The sequence below is a fragment of the Bacillus sp. 11C genome (genome assembly GCF_055486375.1).
Genome location: NZ_JBUPVZ010000017.1, coordinates 45,571 through 64,073, shown reverse-complemented (window position 1 = coordinate 64,073; position 18,503 = coordinate 45,571). Strand labels below are relative to the sequence as shown.

16 protein-coding genes and 6 pseudogenes are annotated in these 18,503 nt (G+C 39.7%); 12 read left to right on the top strand and 10 right to left on the bottom strand.

Annotation, left to right across the window (positions count from 1 at the left end):
* Positions 1-226: 226 nt before the first annotated feature.
* The 3 pseudogenes from ACY3LV_RS18595 to ACY3LV_RS18585 form a co-directional block, all read right to left on the bottom strand.
* A pseudogene (locus tag ACY3LV_RS18595) lies at positions 227-379 on the bottom strand (ATP-binding protein); the annotation flags it as partial.
* A pseudogene (locus ACY3LV_RS18590) lies at positions 309-979 on the bottom strand (DnaD domain protein). The pseudogenes ACY3LV_RS18590 and ACY3LV_RS18595, both read right to left, overlap by 71 nt.
* 75 nt (positions 980-1,054) lie before the next feature.
* Positions 1,055-1,843, bottom strand: a pseudogene (locus ACY3LV_RS18585) (recombinase RecT); the annotation flags it as partial.
* A gap of 191 nt (positions 1,844-2,034) precedes the next feature.
* Here ACY3LV_RS18585 and ACY3LV_RS18580 point away from each other — a divergent pair.
* Positions 2,035-2,877 (top strand): sialate O-acetylesterase, encoded by an 843-nt coding sequence (locus tag ACY3LV_RS18580; protein WP_148962460.1) that lies wholly within the window; start codon positions 2,035-2,037, stop codon positions 2,875-2,877.
* On the top strand, positions 2,874-3,401 hold the full coding sequence (locus ACY3LV_RS18575; protein ID WP_333561614.1) for a PadR family transcriptional regulator: 528 nt from the start codon (positions 2,874-2,876) through the stop codon (positions 3,399-3,401). Before ACY3LV_RS18580 ends, ACY3LV_RS18575 begins: the two co-directional genes overlap by 4 nt.
* Before the next feature lie 193 nt (positions 3,402-3,594).
* Here ACY3LV_RS18575 and ACY3LV_RS18570 read toward each other — a convergent pair whose 3' ends face one another.
* Positions 3,595-4,131 carry an ATP-binding protein gene (locus tag ACY3LV_RS18570; protein ID WP_464864283.1) on the bottom strand — a complete coding sequence of 179 codons (537 nt, stop codon included), beginning with the start codon at positions 4,129-4,131 and terminating at the stop codon, positions 3,595-3,597.
* A 266-nt stretch (positions 4,132-4,397) separates the two neighbouring features.
* Here ACY3LV_RS18570 and ACY3LV_RS18565 point away from each other — a divergent pair.
* Positions 4,398-4,879, top strand: a pseudogene (locus ACY3LV_RS18565) (ImmA/IrrE family metallo-endopeptidase).
* A 35-nt stretch (positions 4,880-4,914) separates the two neighbouring features.
* Positions 4,915-5,313, top strand: a pseudogene (locus ACY3LV_RS18560) (sigma-70 family RNA polymerase sigma factor); the annotation flags it as partial.
* A gap of 103 nt (positions 5,314-5,416) precedes the next feature.
* Here the strand turns inward: ACY3LV_RS18560 and ACY3LV_RS18555 are convergent.
* From ACY3LV_RS18555 to ACY3LV_RS18540, 4 genes are all read right to left on the bottom strand, one after another.
* Positions 5,417-5,680 carry a hypothetical protein gene (locus tag ACY3LV_RS18555; RefSeq protein WP_187441496.1) on the bottom strand — a complete coding sequence of 88 codons (264 nt, stop codon included), beginning with the start codon at positions 5,678-5,680 and terminating at the stop codon, positions 5,417-5,419.
* A gap of 765 nt (positions 5,681-6,445) precedes the next feature.
* Positions 6,446-7,015 carry a flavin reductase family protein gene (locus ACY3LV_RS18550; RefSeq protein ID WP_148962461.1) on the bottom strand — a complete coding sequence of 190 codons (570 nt, stop codon included), beginning with the start codon at positions 7,013-7,015 and terminating at the stop codon, positions 6,446-6,448.
* Between the two features lie 413 nt (positions 7,016-7,428).
* Complete coding sequence (locus tag ACY3LV_RS18545; protein WP_464864282.1) at positions 7,429-8,274, bottom strand: MerR family transcriptional regulator; 846 nt, start codon at positions 8,272-8,274, stop codon at positions 7,429-7,431.
* Between the two features lie 421 nt (positions 8,275-8,695).
* Positions 8,696-9,046 carry a DUF2200 domain-containing protein gene (locus ACY3LV_RS18540; protein WP_150223122.1) on the bottom strand — a complete coding sequence of 117 codons (351 nt, stop codon included), beginning with the start codon at positions 9,044-9,046 and terminating at the stop codon, positions 8,696-8,698.
* Between the two features lie 390 nt (positions 9,047-9,436).
* On the opposite strand from ACY3LV_RS18540, the gene nikA reads away from it, so the two are divergent.
* From nikA to nikE, 5 genes are read left to right on the top strand one after another with little or no spacing between them, the layout of a single operon-like run.
* Positions 9,437-11,056 carry a nickel ABC transporter substrate-binding protein gene (nikA, locus tag ACY3LV_RS18535; protein ID WP_464864281.1) on the top strand — a complete coding sequence of 540 codons (1,620 nt, stop codon included), beginning with the start codon at positions 9,437-9,439 and terminating at the stop codon, positions 11,054-11,056.
* 9 nt (positions 11,057-11,065) lie between these two features.
* A complete protein-coding gene (gene nikB, locus ACY3LV_RS18530) occupies positions 11,066-12,010 on the top strand; it encodes a nickel ABC transporter permease subunit NikB (protein WP_148962123.1) in 945 nt (314 codons plus the stop codon).
* Positions 12,007-12,837 (top strand): nickel ABC transporter permease subunit NikC, encoded by an 831-nt coding sequence (gene nikC, locus ACY3LV_RS18525; RefSeq protein WP_333517168.1) that lies wholly within the window; start codon positions 12,007-12,009, stop codon positions 12,835-12,837. Before nikB ends, nikC begins: the two co-directional genes overlap by 4 nt.
* Positions 12,838-12,855: 18 nt before the next feature.
* Entirely contained in the window at positions 12,856-13,683 is an 828-nt protein-coding gene (gene nikD / locus ACY3LV_RS18520) for a nickel import ATP-binding protein NikD (protein WP_148962125.1), read from the top strand.
* 24 nt (positions 13,684-13,707) lie between these two features.
* A complete protein-coding gene (gene nikE, locus ACY3LV_RS18515) occupies positions 13,708-14,529 on the top strand; it encodes a nickel import ATP-binding protein NikE (protein WP_333561520.1) in 822 nt (273 codons plus the stop codon).
* Between the two features lie 200 nt (positions 14,530-14,729).
* On the opposite strand, the pseudogene ACY3LV_RS18510 reads toward nikE, so the two are convergent.
* Positions 14,730-15,348: pseudogene (locus ACY3LV_RS18510) on the bottom strand (autotransporter-associated beta strand repeat-containing protein); the annotation flags it as partial.
* Positions 15,349-15,519: 171 nt separating this feature from the next.
* Positions 15,520-16,269 carry a metal-binding protein ZinT gene (locus ACY3LV_RS18505; protein ID WP_333561519.1) on the bottom strand — a complete coding sequence of 250 codons (750 nt, stop codon included), beginning with the start codon at positions 16,267-16,269 and terminating at the stop codon, positions 15,520-15,522.
* Between the two features lie 432 nt (positions 16,270-16,701).
* On the opposite strand from ACY3LV_RS18505, the gene ACY3LV_RS18500 reads away from it, so the two are divergent.
* Genes ACY3LV_RS18500 through ACY3LV_RS18490 form a run of 3 tightly spaced genes read left to right on the top strand, consistent with a single transcriptional unit; the run spans position 16,702 to position 18,488 of the window.
* Positions 16,702-16,947, top strand: a complete 246-nt coding sequence (locus ACY3LV_RS18500; protein WP_148962128.1) for a spore gernimation protein GerQ — start codon at positions 16,702-16,704, stop codon at positions 16,945-16,947.
* A gap of 17 nt (positions 16,948-16,964) precedes the next feature.
* Positions 16,965-17,333 (top strand): spore coat protein, encoded by a 369-nt coding sequence (locus tag ACY3LV_RS18495; RefSeq protein WP_333561518.1) that lies wholly within the window; start codon positions 16,965-16,967, stop codon positions 17,331-17,333.
* A gap of 18 nt (positions 17,334-17,351) precedes the next feature.
* The gene (locus tag ACY3LV_RS18490; protein ID WP_087993818.1) at positions 17,352-18,488 is read left to right on the top strand and encodes a zinc-dependent alcohol dehydrogenase; all 1,137 of its coding nucleotides are present in this window, start codon (positions 17,352-17,354) and stop codon (positions 18,486-18,488) included.
* Positions 18,489-18,503 lie beyond the last annotated feature (15 nt).

Here is an 18,503-nt window from a genome sequence, read left to right as displayed (position 1 = left end):
CTAATGTCGGATAACAACGATCCGTTTTCAAACTTGAAGGTGTTTTTTATTTGTCTCATTTTATGGGGTCAGTCCCTTTTAAAGTGGGTTTTTTAATCATTACATGATACTAACAACTTCGAACTGGCTTGTACGTTATATATCTGTTTTCAAACTAAGTATTGGGTTATTTTTTTGAACAGAGTTAAGAGTTCCTTCTTTTAAACCCAATAACATTTCAACTTCTTTTTTCATCTAAATGCCAAGGAGTGTCCTTATGAACCCGATAAACGACAATTCCACGATCCTTACAATAAGGACAATCAAAATCAGCCTTTTCTTCGGATGCGGCCTGTTTTGTTCCCAAAAAGCGGGCTGACTTTTCCCGGAGTTCCTGCATGATTGTTTGAAATGCGGTGTCTATACTTACTGTTTTGTTTATAGCCATATTGTTTCTCCTTTCTCTTTTGAGTGAATGGATTTGATAAAATGGCTTGAACGTATGACAAACTTGCCGATTTCCCCTTTAATTGAAATGCTGTCTTGATAGCCCCCATCACTTTTTCTTCACCATAATCGTCGACCATGTATCAATTCGCTGTGCCTCCATCGGGCCGACTGACCGAGTAACTTTGTTTTCATATAGCTCAAAGGCATTTTTCATTTTGTCCTCGACCCCCTGATGTTCTATCTCAGCTGGTTCCAGAGCATTTTTCTTCATGTAATTTCCTAGTTGTATGTAGCCTGCATAATGAAGTATGGTGACAATGAATCCTCTTTTTTGCGGAAGACGATCGATATATCCCTGTTTCTCCATTCGGTCTAGTGAGTATTTGATCTGTGCAGCTGACCAGTTAAAATCTTTTGCAAGTTCCACAACTTTGATAATAGTCTGCCCAAGTTCTAGCTCTTGATTTTACCTGTATTCAGCTCTTTTGAACAAGTGGTCATAAATTTTTTCATCCCTAAACTCTTTGAATGGTAGTCGGGGTATGACCACTACCCCATTGCTTTTATGTCCAAGTCACTCACCTACTTCCTTTCACAGAGTGCATTTTTGACACGAATACTTACCTCAATCGAACGGAAGTTCATCTTCTTTTATGTCTACAGGCTTGCCGTCAAAAGGATCAGCTTCTTGTTCGCTTGTTTTTTCCGGTTCGTCTTTGTTTGAAGGCTCGGAATCAATAATTTCTGAACTGTCTGCTTCATTGGTAATGTCAATCCGTTCTCTTGTTTCATCTTCCTCAATAACTGCTTTTTGCATTTCCACAGAGAGAATCCCCCACTTGCTCAAAACTGCTTTTAATACAGTCTTAAGAGCCATCGCATCCCAATCATTTTTCCATCCAAAATCAGACTTACTGAATTTCTTTTTGTGCTTTTCTACTTGTGCCTTTGTCCAGTACACTGTTTTTCGGAAGCCATTTATCAACTCAAAATAAGCTGCATAACCAATTACCGCGTCTGATTCTCGTTTTTCAAAATCAATCTCGATCTCCTCAGTCAGCGGATTCCACTTCTGCAATTCGCCTTCATGAATCGGTATGCAATTGATGGACTTATATTGGCCTGTTCGCAAAGCAAGCTGTATATACCCTTTGTATCCAAGCTGAAATTGAGCCTTTCCTCCATAAGGAACTATCCAGGCATATCCTAAGTTTTTATCTATAGGCAGATCGAGTGTAGCTGCCATCATCGCAGATGAAATGACGCTCATAGGATCTGTTTTCTGTAACATCTGCTCGCTGTTATACAGGCTTAAGATAGAAGCAGTAAACTGTGTAGCCCTCTTCCCTAACACTTCTTCAAATCGCTTAATAACGGATGGTGAGGAAAGTAGCCCTTTCATGGTTGCCCATTGAGATCATTATTGAACTAAAGCCCCCGATAGTTGAATAAGAAAAAGCAAAGAACTTGCTATTTCTCAAATACATCCAGCAAATTTTCAATGTTAGTTTGTTTTTCATACATACTAATAAACTTTACAAGACAAACTGAATTGACTATAGTCTAATTAGACCAAAATATTGATGTAAAGAAGTGAAAAATGAGATGATAAAGTCTTTTTTAATGTTGGGGCAGTCCAATATGGCGGGCCGTGGATTTTTGAATGAAGTAGACCCTATCTATAATGAAAAAATAAAAATGCTGCGCAATGGACAGTGGCAGATGATGACAGAGCCGATTAATTACGACCGTCCGGTTTCCGGTGTTGGCCTGGCGGCATCTTTTGCAGATGCATGGTCGAAAGCTCATCCCGATGAAGAAATTGGCTTGATCCCTTGTGCGGAAGGTGGCAGTTCATTGAATGACTGGCATCCGGAAGGCATCCTTTTTCAGCATGCTTTGTCCGAAGCCCGCTTCGCTCTCCGGTCTAGTCAAATTTGTGGAATCCTTTGGCACCAGGGTGAGAGTGACAGTTATCGTTCGCTACATGAAACTTATTACGAGAAATTAACCCTTATCATCGAGACGCTAAGAAACGAGTTGAAACTTGATGAGGTACCGTTGATTATTGGAGGGCTTGGTGACTTTCTTGGGAAGACCGGTTTTGGACAGCACGCGACCGAATTTCGACAGGTTAATGAACAATTGCTGCGTTTTGCTAATGAACAACATAATTGTTATTTTGTTACTGCAGCAGGTTTGACTGCGAATCCTGATGGCATTCATTTAGACGCAGCTTCACAACGCAAATTCGGTTACCGCTATTTCGAGGCTTTTTCGAAAAAGCACCATATCCTGAAACCCATTTCGGGAGAGGAGCAATCACTTAAAGTGAATGGTGACTATTCTAAAACAGAACAGATTTACCTCCATAGTATGGATTTGGCTTCGGGGAAAATCACGTACGCGGAATTTGAGGCGCGGATGGCGAAGGTGATGAAACCATAATTCCCTTACTTATCCTTGGCTTGCTAATCCAAAACCCCGGAGCTCACGGCTATGAACTTCTGGCCTTAATGGAAAAACGTCATTACAAATACATTGTTAATTACACGAAAGGTTCGTTTTATTACAATCTGCAGCAACTTGAAGAAAAGTGTTTTATTGAACAGATTCAGCAGAAACCCTCAACCAGTGGGCGTGAAATCCGTAACTTTAAAGTAACAGAATCGGGAAGGGCAGAATTCGAAAAATTAATGATTAAATACGGCACCAAATCGGAATATGTGAACCTGCAATTTTATGGGGCGTTACTCTTTGCCGATGAATTCGACAAAAATAAATTACTGGATCTGATCCAATCACAAATCGACCAGACTAAAACCCGAATCGAGCTCCTTGATGAATACCTGTCCATCACTCAAGAAATTCCCGGCACAATCAATTACTTTCGCCGTATGAACGAAAATTCCCGTTCACATCACTTGATTAATTTAGAGTGGTTCGAAAAATTGAAAGCAGAAATAGAGTGAACTATTGCATAATAAAAAAGAATATTAGTTACCTAAATATAAAACCTGTGTCGTAGATATCTAGTAACATCATTGATACAGGTTTTATACTCCTTCTTTAATTAAACCAGCTAATGGGTTGTCAACACTTGCCCCCCAACAAGAGCAAGTGAATCTGCTGCGTGTTCTTCTTTTTCAATCGCTAGCCGTTAGTTTAATTAGAATTCAAATAATCCAAGACACGGTGAACTCTTTCATTGACTGAGTAATCGCCTTCAATTTTTAACACTGGACAAGATAAATCTGCCATCCAATGTTCATGCAAAGCTCTACTTCTAACTTCCATTCCAGCATTATCATATAAAGAAGCCCACTCTAAAAATGTTTTTGATTGTTCATATTTACTGCCACCGGCTAACACTTCGTTTCCATAACGCTGAAATTCCCTATGCCTTAATCTCTCAAGCCGTATATCTTGTGGAACCCATAAGAAGACGACAAGGTCAAAATAACTTTTTAGATCATCGCCCCAGCCACACACTGCACCAGAAAGAATCCATTTCTCATTTATTGTTAAGTCTTTTTCAAGCAACTTTCTTCTTTCAGGAATTTCTCTTTTTTTAGTGAATTTATCTATCCAATAGTAATCATCGGTATCAAGATGCGTATGAGGCAAATGCTTTGATAATGCAACACCCAATGTTGAAGTCCCGACACCAGAGGCTCCCAATATGTGAATATTTTTTTTCATAGTTCCCCTCCTTATTAAACAACCACACTCCCTTTTTGTTGCATAAGGTACTTACTATTATTTTGACATAAATCCCCAAAGACCTTTACTTTTCTAGAGAAATCCAGATGTGTGTTAAAATCATCATACTTACGAAAACAGCCATTATTAAACGGATTCATATTCCATCTCCTTAGACGCATTTCCCTATAAAAAAAGTCTTTATTTCCCTATAATATTTAAACGAATCCATTTTTAGATTGTCGTCTTTAAGGAGGTTTTTTATCTTGAGGTATACAAACAGTCATTTAGAGGATTGGATTGAAAACTTATACAGAAAGATTGATATTACAGAACCTGAACAAATTAATTTTGAACGGATTGCTGAGTCATTAGATATCAGGCTTTCGTTTAAACCTGTTACAAGCTTCGCACTTAAACACAGCGGAATTTATAACATATGCTTGGACAGCCGAAAAAGCCGAGTTGAACAATGGTATGATTTTGCTCATGAATTTTGCCATATATATAGACATGAAGGCGATAAAAAAACAGTGCCTGCAACTTGGACTGATTATTTAGAGTGGCAGTCCAATTATTTTACATATCACTTTTGCATTCCAACTTTCATGTTGCGTAATATTAATCTTTCGTACATACAATCACATGCAATTAAAAATGCAGCTTGGTTATTTAAGGTATCTCCTTCATTCGCTAAGAAACGTTTGAGATTTATTACAGGAAACTGACTCAACATTTATTTAATTAAACAGTTACGGGAAATCTGTGCACCCCCCTTTTGTAATGAATAATGAAATCCTCATGCATTTGCGCGCATTGAAAAAAACAAAAAAAGACGTCTCCCTTCATGATCCGATCGGGCAGGATAAAGAAGGGAATGAAATAAGCCTGATCGACGTTTTGAAATCAGAAAATGAAGACGTGATTGATACGATCCAGCTCAATATGGAGCTTGAAAAAGTGAAGCAATACATTGACATTTTAGATGATCGTGAGAAGGAAGTGATTGTCGGCCGGTTTGGGCTTGATTTGAAGAAGGAAAAAACACAGCGTGAGATTGCTAAAGAACTCGGTATCTCGCGCAGCTATGTGTCGCGGATTGAAAAGAGGGCGCTGATGAAGATGTTTCATGAGTTTTACCGGGCGGAGAAGGAGAAGCGGAAGAAAGCGAAGGGAAAATGATTAGAAGAAGCCGGATCTCATATTCCGGCTTTCTTTATTTTATTCTTTTAAAACTTTTAATATAAAAACAAATAAAAGACACTAACCCCCGTTTTACCGTTGTTTAAGGCTGATTCCAAAACAGCATCGAAACAGCTGGTATTACTCCTGCTACAATAAGAATAATGGCATTCCCGATAAGACCAACAACCTTTGTTCCCCCGCTCTTACTTACAAGTGCAACAATAAATCCAATTAACGGAAAAACAATCGAAAAGAATATCATAACTGGTCCTGAAAAAAGGTCTCCATTAAAAAACGAAATTCCAAAAACCATCAACGAGATCAAGAAAAATAAAATTGAAATCCCACCTAAGTTTTTCATCATCCCCAGCCTTTCTTAAACATTAAACTAACCATAAACATAATCTTGGGTGAAAAACAAATTAATAACTATCTGTTTATTTTATAGATTAAATAACAATGATCATTCACTTGTCTACAATATAAAGGCGTATAAAGATGAATTCCCTCATAGAAGAATTCCAATTGCAAATAAGCTTGACTATCGAGAGCGATTCAATAGGGCAAGTTCATTTTTGGGATCATGAATCTGCAAATGAACGGGACGCATTTTATTTGGTTGCGGAAAGCTTTACTGACTTTATGATGAGGTTTAGTAAAATGACAAATATAATAGTACATTAATTTCAACAGAAGAACTTTTAGAAGAAGAGGAAAATATTAAAGAACTTCCGCAAATAGATGAAAGAATGAATAACATTTTAGCTACTTAAGCCAAATTGTAGATAAAGAAAAACTGAGAAAATGTTCTTTCCTTTATGCACTATTGTTGATCGAAAGAGAAAGTTGAAATACCTTTCTTTGGTGAAATGAATCGAGAAATATAAAAAGACCGCAACGCTTCTTTAAGAAACCTTTACGGTCTTTAAATCTCTTTTTTGCTTAGGATAAATCAATGGATTTCCAGCCGAATCCCTGCACAGACATTCATGATCTTTTATTTTGATAAAGGTTTCCTCAACTCTTACGAATCATTTGTCTGAGAAGATAAATTCATTTGGTTCCAAGACATAGGGGTTTTATGAGCAAGTATACCAAACAACAATGAAGGTGAAGGAACTTGCACGTTTCAATCAGCATTGGGATCAAAGGGATGTTGATGTTCCTCTGCTCTACTATTTAGTATTCGATAGCTGGACTCTCCAATATGAAGCGGAATATCCAGCTTCTCTAAATTTGGCATTCCATTTTTTAAGAAAAGCTCTTTATCTTGATACCTCTGTAAAACTTCTCCCACAACCCACTCTTGATCGCCTAAAGTGGATATACAGTGTACTTTACACTCATAAGCAAAATACGCATCTGTTAAAATCGGTATCTTAGCTTTTCGTCCTTCTTCGTATTGAATATGAAATGCTTCAAACTTATTTATATCTCTGCCGCTATGTGTGCCTAATGCTTGAATTAATTCCGAACATCTCCCTGGAAGAAAATTCACACCGAAAACAGCACTTTTCTCAATCATTTTGTAAGTATATGTCCCTTTGCCTATTGAGACCCCATACATGCCAGGAGAAGATCCAATATACGTGTGCCATCCAGAAGCCATTGCGTTTTTTTCACCTTCATATTGAGCCGTAACGACAGCTACCATTCCAGGGTAGGAGTACCAAGTTGGTTCGTCTATCGGTGCTCTCATATTCATCGCTCCTTTTGTTTTAGATTCATTTTTTATTAGAATTTGAAATACGATAAAACGTGTTTCAACGTCTTTTTGTTGATATCCTCCAATAATGGAAGTCACTGCAACATATTTTGTAAGTTATACGCATCCCATGGAAAATGTTCTGTAATCCCAAGTCCTGCAACATCATAGGCTTTGGCTACATCCAGGCACTTCTTCAAATGAATCATTCGTTTTAGGTGCAAGCCCGTTAAATAAATGGGCTCCAAGTACATACGGAGGGTTGTTTCCGCCTTGCCATTGCCGCATAAGTAAGCGAAGCGTCTTACCTCTTTTATTTTTCATCTTATACATCCTTCCTTTTCCAAATTCATAAGAACGATGCATAAATCATAAACCCTATAGCAACGATAGGGTCAAGGGGTTCGTTATTTTTTCCGCACTCTAAATTCTGTGAGGAAGTCTTCTTCTCTTAATGAGTCGTAGCTGTTTGGAAGAGAAATTTGATATACTTTTTCATCCGTTTGGATGCCATGAGATTCAATAAAATGGTACAGTTTTTGATAGTATGAAAAATAATTTGTTGCAGAGCAATCAAATGAGATACACACATATTCACCGGATGGGAAAGAATCGATCGTCATGTTTTGTCCTCCTATCTCTATCTTTACTCCATCATGAATGGTCGTATAAACACTGTTGCAATAAATACCACCGGAATCTTTATAAGGCTTTAAATCATAAATAAGTCCATAATAGTTATCAACCAAATCTCCTCTTTCTTCAAGGACTTCAGCCAATTTTCGGTAATACAAATCTGATTGGTCATGAGGATTCACTTGAGGTGTCGCTGCTTTTAAAATGGTTTGGCCTTCTATATGTCGAACATAAACTAGACCTTCTTCTTTTTTAGTGCGTATCTCCACTTGTTCATGAAGCTGGTTCTTTCTTCTATGAAGCAATTGCCTGGCACGTTCGAGTCTTTCCATTTCACGTTCAATCACGCTTTCTTGCTCGTCAAGAAAGGTTTGCATCCGTTCAGGGGTACATGTATGTGAGATCATGCGCTTAATGTCTTCCAAAGGTGTTTTAATACATTTGAGATATTTTATGATATCTAAATAAAAGAACTGTTTAACATGATAATAACGATAGCCGTTGTTCTGATCTGTATATTGAGGCTTGAAAATTCCAATCTTATCATAGTAGCGCAATGTTTGAATTGAAATGTGATTGAGACGGGCTGTTTCCCCAATCGAAAAGTATTCCTTCATCAAACTCATCCTTTCTTCTTTGTTCGTTCTTAAAAATTTCATTATGCACGATGACAGTCAAAATCCTAACTGAACGATCTCCGAGAAAAAAACCGTTTTAAGACAATCTTCTTTTTCCTCCAGTTCGTTTTTAATCCTACGTCTAATCTTGTCTACAGATGATCTACTGTCAGATCTTCCTGAGCAAAACCATCCCTTTCTTTACCACTTTAATACGATAAAAATGGTAACCCTTTTAAGACTTTGAAATAAAAAGCATCTCTAGAAACCCATTTTAGAACAAATAAAAAGAATCCATTTCGAAAAATGTTTGATCAAAATGGATGTCTTTTTTGTGAATTCGTATACATTTTTTATAAAAAAGGTTGATCATTAATGACTTAAAAGTAAACCTATATAAATCAGTGTCTCTTTGTCATTATTATTTCCGCAAAATCTTCTCCATCGATTTCCCTTTTGCTAGCTCATCGATTAATTTATCCAAATAGCGGATTTCCCGCATCGTTGATTCTTCGATATCTTCTACTCGGACACCGCAGACTACACCTTTGATCAAAGCCCGGGAAGGATTCAGTTGGGGGGCTTTCGCAAAGAAGGTTTCAAAGTCTGTCTGTTTTTCCAGTTGCCCTTCTAACTCTTCCTGGCTATATCCTGTCAGCCAACGAGTGATTTCATCGACTTCTGATTTTGTGCGTCCTTTTTTCTCAGCTTTCGAAATATAATAGGGATAAACTTTTGCGACACTCATTGTATAAATCTTATGTTTAGTCATGATAATCCTCCTTTGTGGCTTGTTTGGGGAATAGTTACAATTCAGCTATTAACATAATTGTATCAAATTTTATTTCGATGCCACATATGTTTTTGACTTCAAAGCTTGATACAAAATAAGCACCACCTTTCGCTATAGAAAGATGGTGTTTTTATATTCAAAATCCTTATCTCTAAGAGTAAGATTCATATTCAGATGAGCAAGGATTTATTCTATTTCCGTATAGTGGTAAAATAATTATGACTTTAGGAAAGATATGATGAATGCAGATCTATGAGTTAACACTTTATTAGTTTCAAAATAATCAATACCTATATTCTTACATTGACAAGGGTATGCCTCCTCCTTAAAATGAAAATGATTATCAACATCACTTAGGAGGAAATACAGATGTATAGCGGGAAGATTCGTTCGAAAATTAAAATTACTTTCTTATCCATGCTCATCTTTTCTATTTTATTAGCAGGATGTACTAATGCAGGAAATTCAACAGAGATGAAAAAACATAACAATATGGTCACAATTGCTTGGCCTAGAGATATAGGCGAAATGAACCCGCATGTCTATAACCCTTCCCAATTGTTTGCCCAATCAATGGTATACGAGCCTTTGGTCACTTATGGAACGGGCGGGAAGCTTAAACCGCATTTAGCTGAGTCTTGGGATATATCTAATGACGGTAAAGTGTATACATTTCATTTGCGTAAGGATGTCAAATTCTCGGATGGAACAACCTTTAACGCAAAAATCGCGAAAAAGAATTTCGACTCCATTTTAAAACATCCTGAGTTGCATAGCTGGCTAGGATTTATGACAAAAATAGCTCAAACAAAAGTGATCGATGATCATACATTTCAATTGACACTGACTGAACCATATTATCCAACCATTCAGGAGCTGGCAGTTGTACGGCCTGTTCGATTTTTAGGAGAGGCTGGATTCCCTCAGGATGGCGATACATCAAAAGGTGTCGCAAAACCGGTGGGAACGGGTCCATGGGTATTGGACGAATATAAAGCTGATGAATATGCGATTTTTAAACGCAACGAAAATTATTGGGGGGAAAAGCCTAAAGTCGAGAAAATCAAGGTGAAAGTCATCCCAGACGCAGAAACAAGAGTGCTCGCATTTGAAAAAGGTGAATTGGACTTAATTTACGGTGAAGGCGTCATCAGCTTGGATGCATACAAGCAGCTGCAATCGACAGGTCAGTATGAAACTAGTCTTTCTGAACCGGTAGCGACGAGACAGCTTGTCATGAATACGAAAAAAGAACAACTTTCTGATGAACGTGTGCGCCAAGCCCTGCACTACGGTTTTGATAAAGACGCCATGGTGGAAGGCATTACCTCCGGGTTAGAAGAAAAAGCAGATCATATTTTGCCGACAACTTTCCCATACACGTCTGATATTGATGTAAAGCCAGTAAAATATGATGCAGAAAAAGCGAAAGCGTTATTAGATGCGGCCGGCTGGAAACTTCCGAATGGCAAGACGGTGCGTGAAAAAGACGGAAAGCCTCTTGAATTTAGTTTAATGTATGATTCAGCGGAATCCATTCAAAAAGCAATGGCAGAAACGCTGCAAGCAGAGTGGGCAGCGATTGGAGTGAAGTTGAATCTTGAAGGAGTAGAATTGGCGACTCAGGTTAAACGGTTCAAAGCGAATGAATTTGATATGAACTTCTTTAGCAACTATGGCGCGCCTTATGACCCGCATACATTTGTAAACATTGTCGCCTCAAAAGGATTTGGATTTAATGAAGCGATTTCTGCCTATCCAAACAAAGATAAGTTATTGAAGCAGATGGCAAAGGTTCCTCAAACAACTGATGAAAAAGAGCGTCAAAAGCTTTACTCATCTATTTTAACATCCCTTCAAGATCAGGGAGCCATCGTTCCGATCTCTTATATTAAAAAGACAGCGATCTACCAAAAGAATATGACAGACTTTACTTTCCCTGCCAACCGTGACGAACATCCATTTACAGGTATTCGCATGAAGCAGTAGGAGGCTTTTATGGGTATCTATATATTGAAACGAATCATGTCCATCATTCCAGTGTTTCTTTTAGCTGCGCTTCTGACAACTGGAATGATTCAACTCTCACCGGTTGACCCGGCTGAAGCGTATGTAGCAGCAGCGCATATCCAGCCAAACGATGACATTTTAGAACAAAAGAGACATGAGTTTGGCTTAGATCAACCATTCTTTATCCAATATGTAAACTCTATTTTGAAGATATGCCAATTCGATTTTGGCATATCTTATGTTTCGAATAAGCCGGTTTGGGACGAGGTTGCCCTCCGAATGCCAGCAACGATCGAACTTGCGCTTGGGAGTTTATTGATCGCGGTGCTTGTCAGTGTGCCTCTCGGCTTCTTTGCTGGAATCAAAAGAAATCGCGCAATTGATCATATCAGTCGCTTCATTTCCTTTTTCGGGGCATCCATTCCGACTTTTTGGTTAGGGTATATGTTGGTTTTTTTCTTTTCTGTTCAATTAGATCTTTTTCCAGTAGAAGGAATTGGGACATGGCAGCACCTCGTACTGCCGTCAATGACGCTGGCGCTTCCTTTAATTGCAATGTATACAAGGCTTTTGCGCGCCAGTGTGATAGAAAACCTGCAAGAACCGTATGTCCAATACGCAAAAATCAGAGGACTGAAAAATAAAAGCATTATGGCTAAGCATGTATTGAAAATGGCCATTTCTCCGATGATTACAGGACTAGGAATGAATCTTGGCAAACTTCTCACCGGAACAATTATTGTTGAAGTGGTTTTTTCTTGGCCTGGCTTTGGCCGTTATTTTATTGAGGCCATTTTCAATCGTGACATCCCTGTCATTCAATGCTATGTGTTCATAGCCGCCGCCTTTTTTATATTGAGCAGCTTAATCGTTGATCTCATTCAAATGTATATTGATCCGCGCATTTCCAGGAAAGAAGGGCAGTATCGATGATTATAAGCATACGCAGGATATACAAAAGTCAAAAAGTGATAACGGCATGCATCACCATATTATCCATTCTGTTTCTCATCGCTGTATTTGCCCCTTGGATTGCGCCGAATAATCCTGTTGCTGTTCATTTGGCATATAAGCTGCACCCTCCATCCTTGGAGTTCCCTTTAGGAACTGATCATTTAGGAAGATGCAACTTATCCCGCCTTTTGTACGGAACACGGATTTCTTTGGGATTTGCAATGCTCATTTTTATTTCCTCACTCGTGATCGGTCTCATTGTCGGTACGATTTCAGGGTATAAAGGCGGATGGGTTGATCAGCTGTTAATGAGATTTTGTGATGGTGTGATGGCCTTTCCAAACTTAATTTTAGTTCTTGGTCTAGTGGGCATATTCGGACCTGGACTTCCTCAAGTCATTCTTGCCCTCATGCTGGTGCAATGGGTCTATTATGCGAGAATCTTTAGAGGAATGGTGCTTAGCCTGAAAGAGGAAAACTTTATTAAAGCCGCAAAAATCAATGGATCATCACAATGGAAGATTCTGAAAAAACATATCATACCTAATGTGCTCCCTCCCCTCGTTGTCATGGGTACATTGGAAATGGGCTGGGCCATTATGGACATATCCGCTATGTCGTTTCTTGGATTAGGCGTCCAGCCCCCAGCTGCGGAATGGGGAGCGATGATTCATGAAGGTAAATCGTATATTCGGACGAACCCTGAGTTGATGATTTATCCAGGGCTGATGATCATGGTTGTCGTTGTAACATTCAATTTATTGGGCGAGAGTTTATCAGAAAAATACGGAGTTAAACGTCGATGATAAAAAGGAATGAGGAAGTTGGGAACAGAACAATCACCGGTGCTCAAAGTGAGAGATTTGCATGTACAGGCCAAAACGCAAAAAGGAGTTTCAACCCTAGTGCAAGACGTCAATTTCGAACTGAAGCGAGGTCAAATCCTTGGTCTGATTGGTGAGAGCGGATGCGGAAAAACAGTAACGGGCATGTCCATTCTTCAGATGCTTCATCAGAAAACAACCAAGGTGGAAGGAAGCATTTCCTTACAAGGCCGAGAATTAAACGGATTGGCAGATCAAGAAATGCGCAAGATCCGCGGCAAAGATGTTGCCTATATTATGCAAAATCCGATGAACGCTTTTACACCCGTTTTTACGATTGGTCATCAAATGGTCGAAACGATTCGCTCTCATACGTCTTTTAACAAAAAGCAGGCGAAGGAGCTTGCAATCGAAGCATTGCATAATGTGAACTTATCCAATCCTGTTAAACTTTTAAAATCTTACCCTTTTCAATTAAGCGGCGGAATGCTTCAACGGGTGATGATTGCAACCGCTGTTTGCTTACATCCGGCCATTCTGATTGCGGATGAACCCACAACTGCACTAGACGTCAATAATCAGAAGACCGTGCTGAAACATTTAGACGCCATGCGCTCCGAATGTGGAACGGCAATTTTGCTTATCTCTCATGATCTGGGTGTCATTGCTGAAATGGCGGATGAAGTCGCTGTGATGCAGAAAGGAAAAATCGCAGAAAAAGCAGATGTGTTTCAGCTGTTTGATGCACCAAAGCATGAATATACAAAGAAGCTATTGGGTGCACGTTTGACATTGCCAATAGATAAACGTTCCATTGGATTATGTTGACAGAATTTGATAAGGGGTGATGAAGTGAGTTTATTACAAGTGAGAGGAGTCAGTCATTGTTATGGGGCTCGGACATTGTTTAAATGGCAAACCCAATCTAAACAAGTCCTTTCCGATGTCAGCTTTTCGATTGAGCAGGGTACATGCTTAGGCATGATTGGGCCAAGCGGAGCCGGTAAGAGTACATTGGGAAAAGTATTGCTTGGTTTAGAACGGCCGCAATCAGGTCAAATCCTTTTCCAAGGCCATGATATGTATAGCGCAAATAAATCGATCCGGCGAAAAATCCGTCGTGACCTTCAAGCTGTCTTTCAAGATTCATACTCGTCCGTCAACCCGCGAATGACAGCGGAACGGATTATCGCAGAACCATTAGAAAACTATGAAACACTTACAATAGCGGAACAAAGGCGAACCATCATCGAGCTGTTGGAAAGAGTAGGCTTAAGTGAACAGGATTTAACAAAATACCCGTACCAATTCAGCGGCGGTCAATTGCAGCGGATCAATATCGCTAGAGCAATCTCGCTCAAACCGAAGCTGATCGTATTAGACGAATCAGTCAGCAGTCTGGACATGGTAACCCAAATGCTTATACTCGATTTGTTAAAAGAGCTCAAAGATGAGTTTGGGTTATCTTATTTTTTTATTACGCATGATTTGAAAGCCGCTTATCAATTGAGTGACACACTAGGTGTACTGGATAACGGAAAATTAGTTGAACTTTACGAGTCCAAACATCAGTTCTTTGCATCAGACCATCCAGCAGTAAAAGAGATGAAAAGCTCCATACTTGCAGAACACCCGCGCTTTCGTTCGATAGGAACAAAAACGGTTCAGCGATAAACTTGCTTAAGCCCTTTCATTACGTCAACTAGAAATGCCTCTTTCCTATGACAAAGGCAATGAAATCGTTCTTCGGTCAGCCTGATCATCGGCGCAATCAATCAGCACGAACACTGACAAACACAAAAAGCTGGCGCTAACGAGCACCAGCTTGATACTCTTTATGGTAAAACCCCCAGGCATCAGCACACCACGCAAACTTAATTTCCCTTGACTTTTAATTGGATACTGTTGAACTGATAGACGAGCTTCACTTTGTACTTGCTTGGCAAGCCCGTGGTTTCGATTGAAGAAAAGGATCCATTACGCTTATGATAGGTAATGGTTGTGGATCCGTCAGCCGGTACATAATTGTCCGAAAAATGGAGACGTAATGTCCCTTTTTTTTTGCCTTGCCCTTGATTTTGAGCAGATCATGCTTACCGCTGAGATTGAGTTCAAGTATACCCTTGGCTGATTGTTTGTAGTCTCCGCCGATGATCAGTTTTCCTGAGACATCTTCCTTCAGGATGCCTCTGTTGTTTGAAACATCACCTCTCCCAAAAGCTGTCTCGGAGCCGCCCTCAAGCGTACCCTGATTAATCCGCGTGCCGCCGGAGTATGTATTGTTCCCCTCCAGCTTTAACGTGCCTGTCCCCTTTTTGGTAAGCTTTCCGATGCCGGAGATATCGTTGCGCCAGCGATCGAGTGCATAGAAGCCGCCTTTGGAAGAATCCATGGCCACGATAACATTTTTGTCAAAAGCGCCATAGCCATCAGCGCGGAAAAGAGATCAAGCCTTCCCCACCCTTCCGCATCATCAAGAACAGGATAGCCGGAAGAGGACGAAAAAGCTGCTGACTCCTCGTCAGCAGCTTTTTAAAGACATCTAAGTAATCACTCTCTACAAAGGTAGACGTGTTTCCCTTTCTATCTATTTTCACAGTGGAAAAATGACCGTTTGTTTTGTGTAAAAGAAATAATACACTTCGTGGGCATGTTACTCCCCAATTAATGCGCCATCATCTCATGGGCAATATCATGTCCGTCCATTTCTGACGGATAGTAGGTAGGCCAGTTTTTGACTTCATCAAGTAAAGCTTCACGGTCATCACCCCAATACAGATGGTAATGACTAGCTTTAGTCGGATAGATACTATGATCACTAAACTGAATATACTGAGGAAGGCCTTCAGCTTTTTTATCCAGTTTGAAGATGTATCTTACCCCTCTATTGCCCGCATCATATGTTAAAATTTCATACCCGTCATAAGTATACTTACCAGAATATCCCTTTCCGTTTTTGAAGAACTTTACAGTATCTTGCTGGATTAAGATACGGTCAACATCTGTTTTATACCCTTTTTTATAATACTCTTTATATTCTTCAGCTGTCTTGTCACCTTCATGTTCTGATTTATGCGAAAATACTTCATCAAGAGTGCCATCTTGCAGGTACGGATATACTGATTGCCAGTCTCCTTCCCAATCAGAAAGTGACCGATCCTTTACTTGGCTGTTTTTAAAATAGCCTTTATAAATTTTTTCTGTCTCTTTATCATGTGCATGTGCATGACTATGATCGTGATCATGATCATGAGATTCAGATGTTTGCTCTTGGGTTTTAGAAGAGTCTTCTGCAACTGATGAACTTGTTTTATGAGACTCACCTTTTGATGAATCTGAAGCCTGACATCCTGCCAATACTAGTAATGAACCAATCGTTAATATACCTAACCTCTTACCAAATAAAATTCCCATTACAACACTCCTTCTCATCAAACCGAAATAATTACGATTTGTATTATACAACGATCTTGTTAAAATATCAAAGGGAAAATGACCGAATAATGACTGAGTGCACTTTCCAGCCCCTCTCTCCTTATAAACACCGTGCGTCTGACTTGCCTACATCCGATTAATTTGCCATAAATCAAGTCCTTTAAAAGTGGAATCATTCCTAAGTTTTCGTTTCAAAGATACCCTATCCTTATAGAAAACCCCCTTTTAATCAGTTGTTTGTAATCATTTCATTAACTTGCAGCAGGAGCCGTTAGGCCGACGTCACCGTGTACAGACTGTTCATCATTCAATTTATATTGAATATGCAACTTTTTGCGGCGCAATGTTCTTTCTGTATGCTTCAAATTCATTTAGGGAAAAGTAACGTTGATTAAAGGAGGTTAAATCAATATGGATCATCATACATTAGCTGCTCACGAGGCTGTAGATTTACATGAAATCGTGAACTTTAAAACACTTTGTATAGCGAAATCGAAATTAATGCAGGGACTTGTGTTTGACCAAGACCTGAAGGACTTGATGCAAAAAGATGTGCAGCAATCCATTCAAGACCTTACTGACTTACAAGCGGTTTATGAGCGTGCGCCATTTCAGGCCCCTGTCCCTGAAAGCCGCCCAACGCCAATCATCAATTGAAAGGAAGGTAAGCACCTTTGAACCATGATCATTTAGACCCTATTAATTCGCTAAATGTGCCTGAACTTGCAGACACTACATTTGCATTGGATTTTCTTATACGAGCAAAAGAAGGCGTGAGAAATACAGCTGTAGCATTGACTGAAACCGCATCACCTGATGTAAGAGCCTTGTTGCGGAAACAGCTGATGCAAGGAATCGCGATGCACCAAGAGATTACAGAACTGATGATAAGCAAAAAATGGTTCCACCCGTATGAGCTGAGCGAACAATATAAGCTGGATCAGCTCTCTGCAAAAAACACGATCATGGTCGGCAACATGGATCTCTTTCCTGTTAAAACAAATCGAAAAGGGATGTTTGACCGGACACCTGATGAACGCTAACACTGGAGGTTTTACAGCATGAAGGCAGTAACGTATCAAGGCATTAAAAATGTTGTTGTCAAAGATGTGCCAGATCCAAAGATTGAAAAATCCGATGACATGATTATAAAAGTTACCAGTACAGCCATTTGCGGATCGGATTTGCATTTAATCCATGGATTGATTCCTAATCTGCAAGAAGACTATGTCATCGGCCATGAACCGATGGGAATCGTTGAAGAAGTTGGGCCGGGAGTGACAAAGGTGCAAAAAGGCGATCGCGTCATTATTCCTTTTACGATCGCCTGCGGTGAATGCTTTTTTTGTAAACACCAGCTGGAAAGCCAATGTGATCAATCTAATGACAACGGCGAAATGGGCGCCTATTTCGGCTATTCAGGGGATACTGGCGGTTATCCAGGCGGGCAGGCAGAATATTTAAGAGTGCCATTTGCGAATTTTACCCATTTTAAAATTCCTGAAACCTGTGAGGAGCCCGATGAGAAATTAAGCGTGATATCCGATGCCATGACCACCGGTTTCTGGAGTGTAGACAATGCCGGTGTAAAAGACGGCGATACAGTTATTGTTCTCGGCTGCGGGCCAGTCGGCCTTTTTGCTCAAAAGTTTTGTTGGTTAAAGGGCGCAAAGCGTGTCATAGCTGTTGACTATGTAAACTACCGCTTACAGCATGCCAAACGAACAAATCAAGTAGAAATCGTTAATTTTGAAGACCATGAGAATACAGGGAGTTACTTGAAGGAAATCACCAAAGGCGGAGCGGATGTTGTCATTGACGCTGTTGGGATGGATGGGAAAATGAGCGACCTTGAGTTCCTTGCCAGCGGATTAAAGCTTCATGGCGGAACGATGAGTGCATTGGTCATTGCTTCCCAAGCCGTTCGCAAAGGAGGAACCATCCAAATAACAGGTGTGTATGGCGGCAGATATAACGGTTTTCCGTTAGGAGATATCATGCAGCGAAACATCAATATACGCTCTGGACAAGCTCCGGTAATCCACTATATGCCATACATGTTTGAATTAGTGTCAACGGGTAAAATTGACCCGGGAGATGTTGTAAGCCACGTCCTGCCCCTTAGCGAAGCCAAGCATGGTTATGACATCTTTGATACAAAAATGGATGACTGTATAAAAGTAGTGTTAAAACCTTAAAAAAACGGAGGTTGC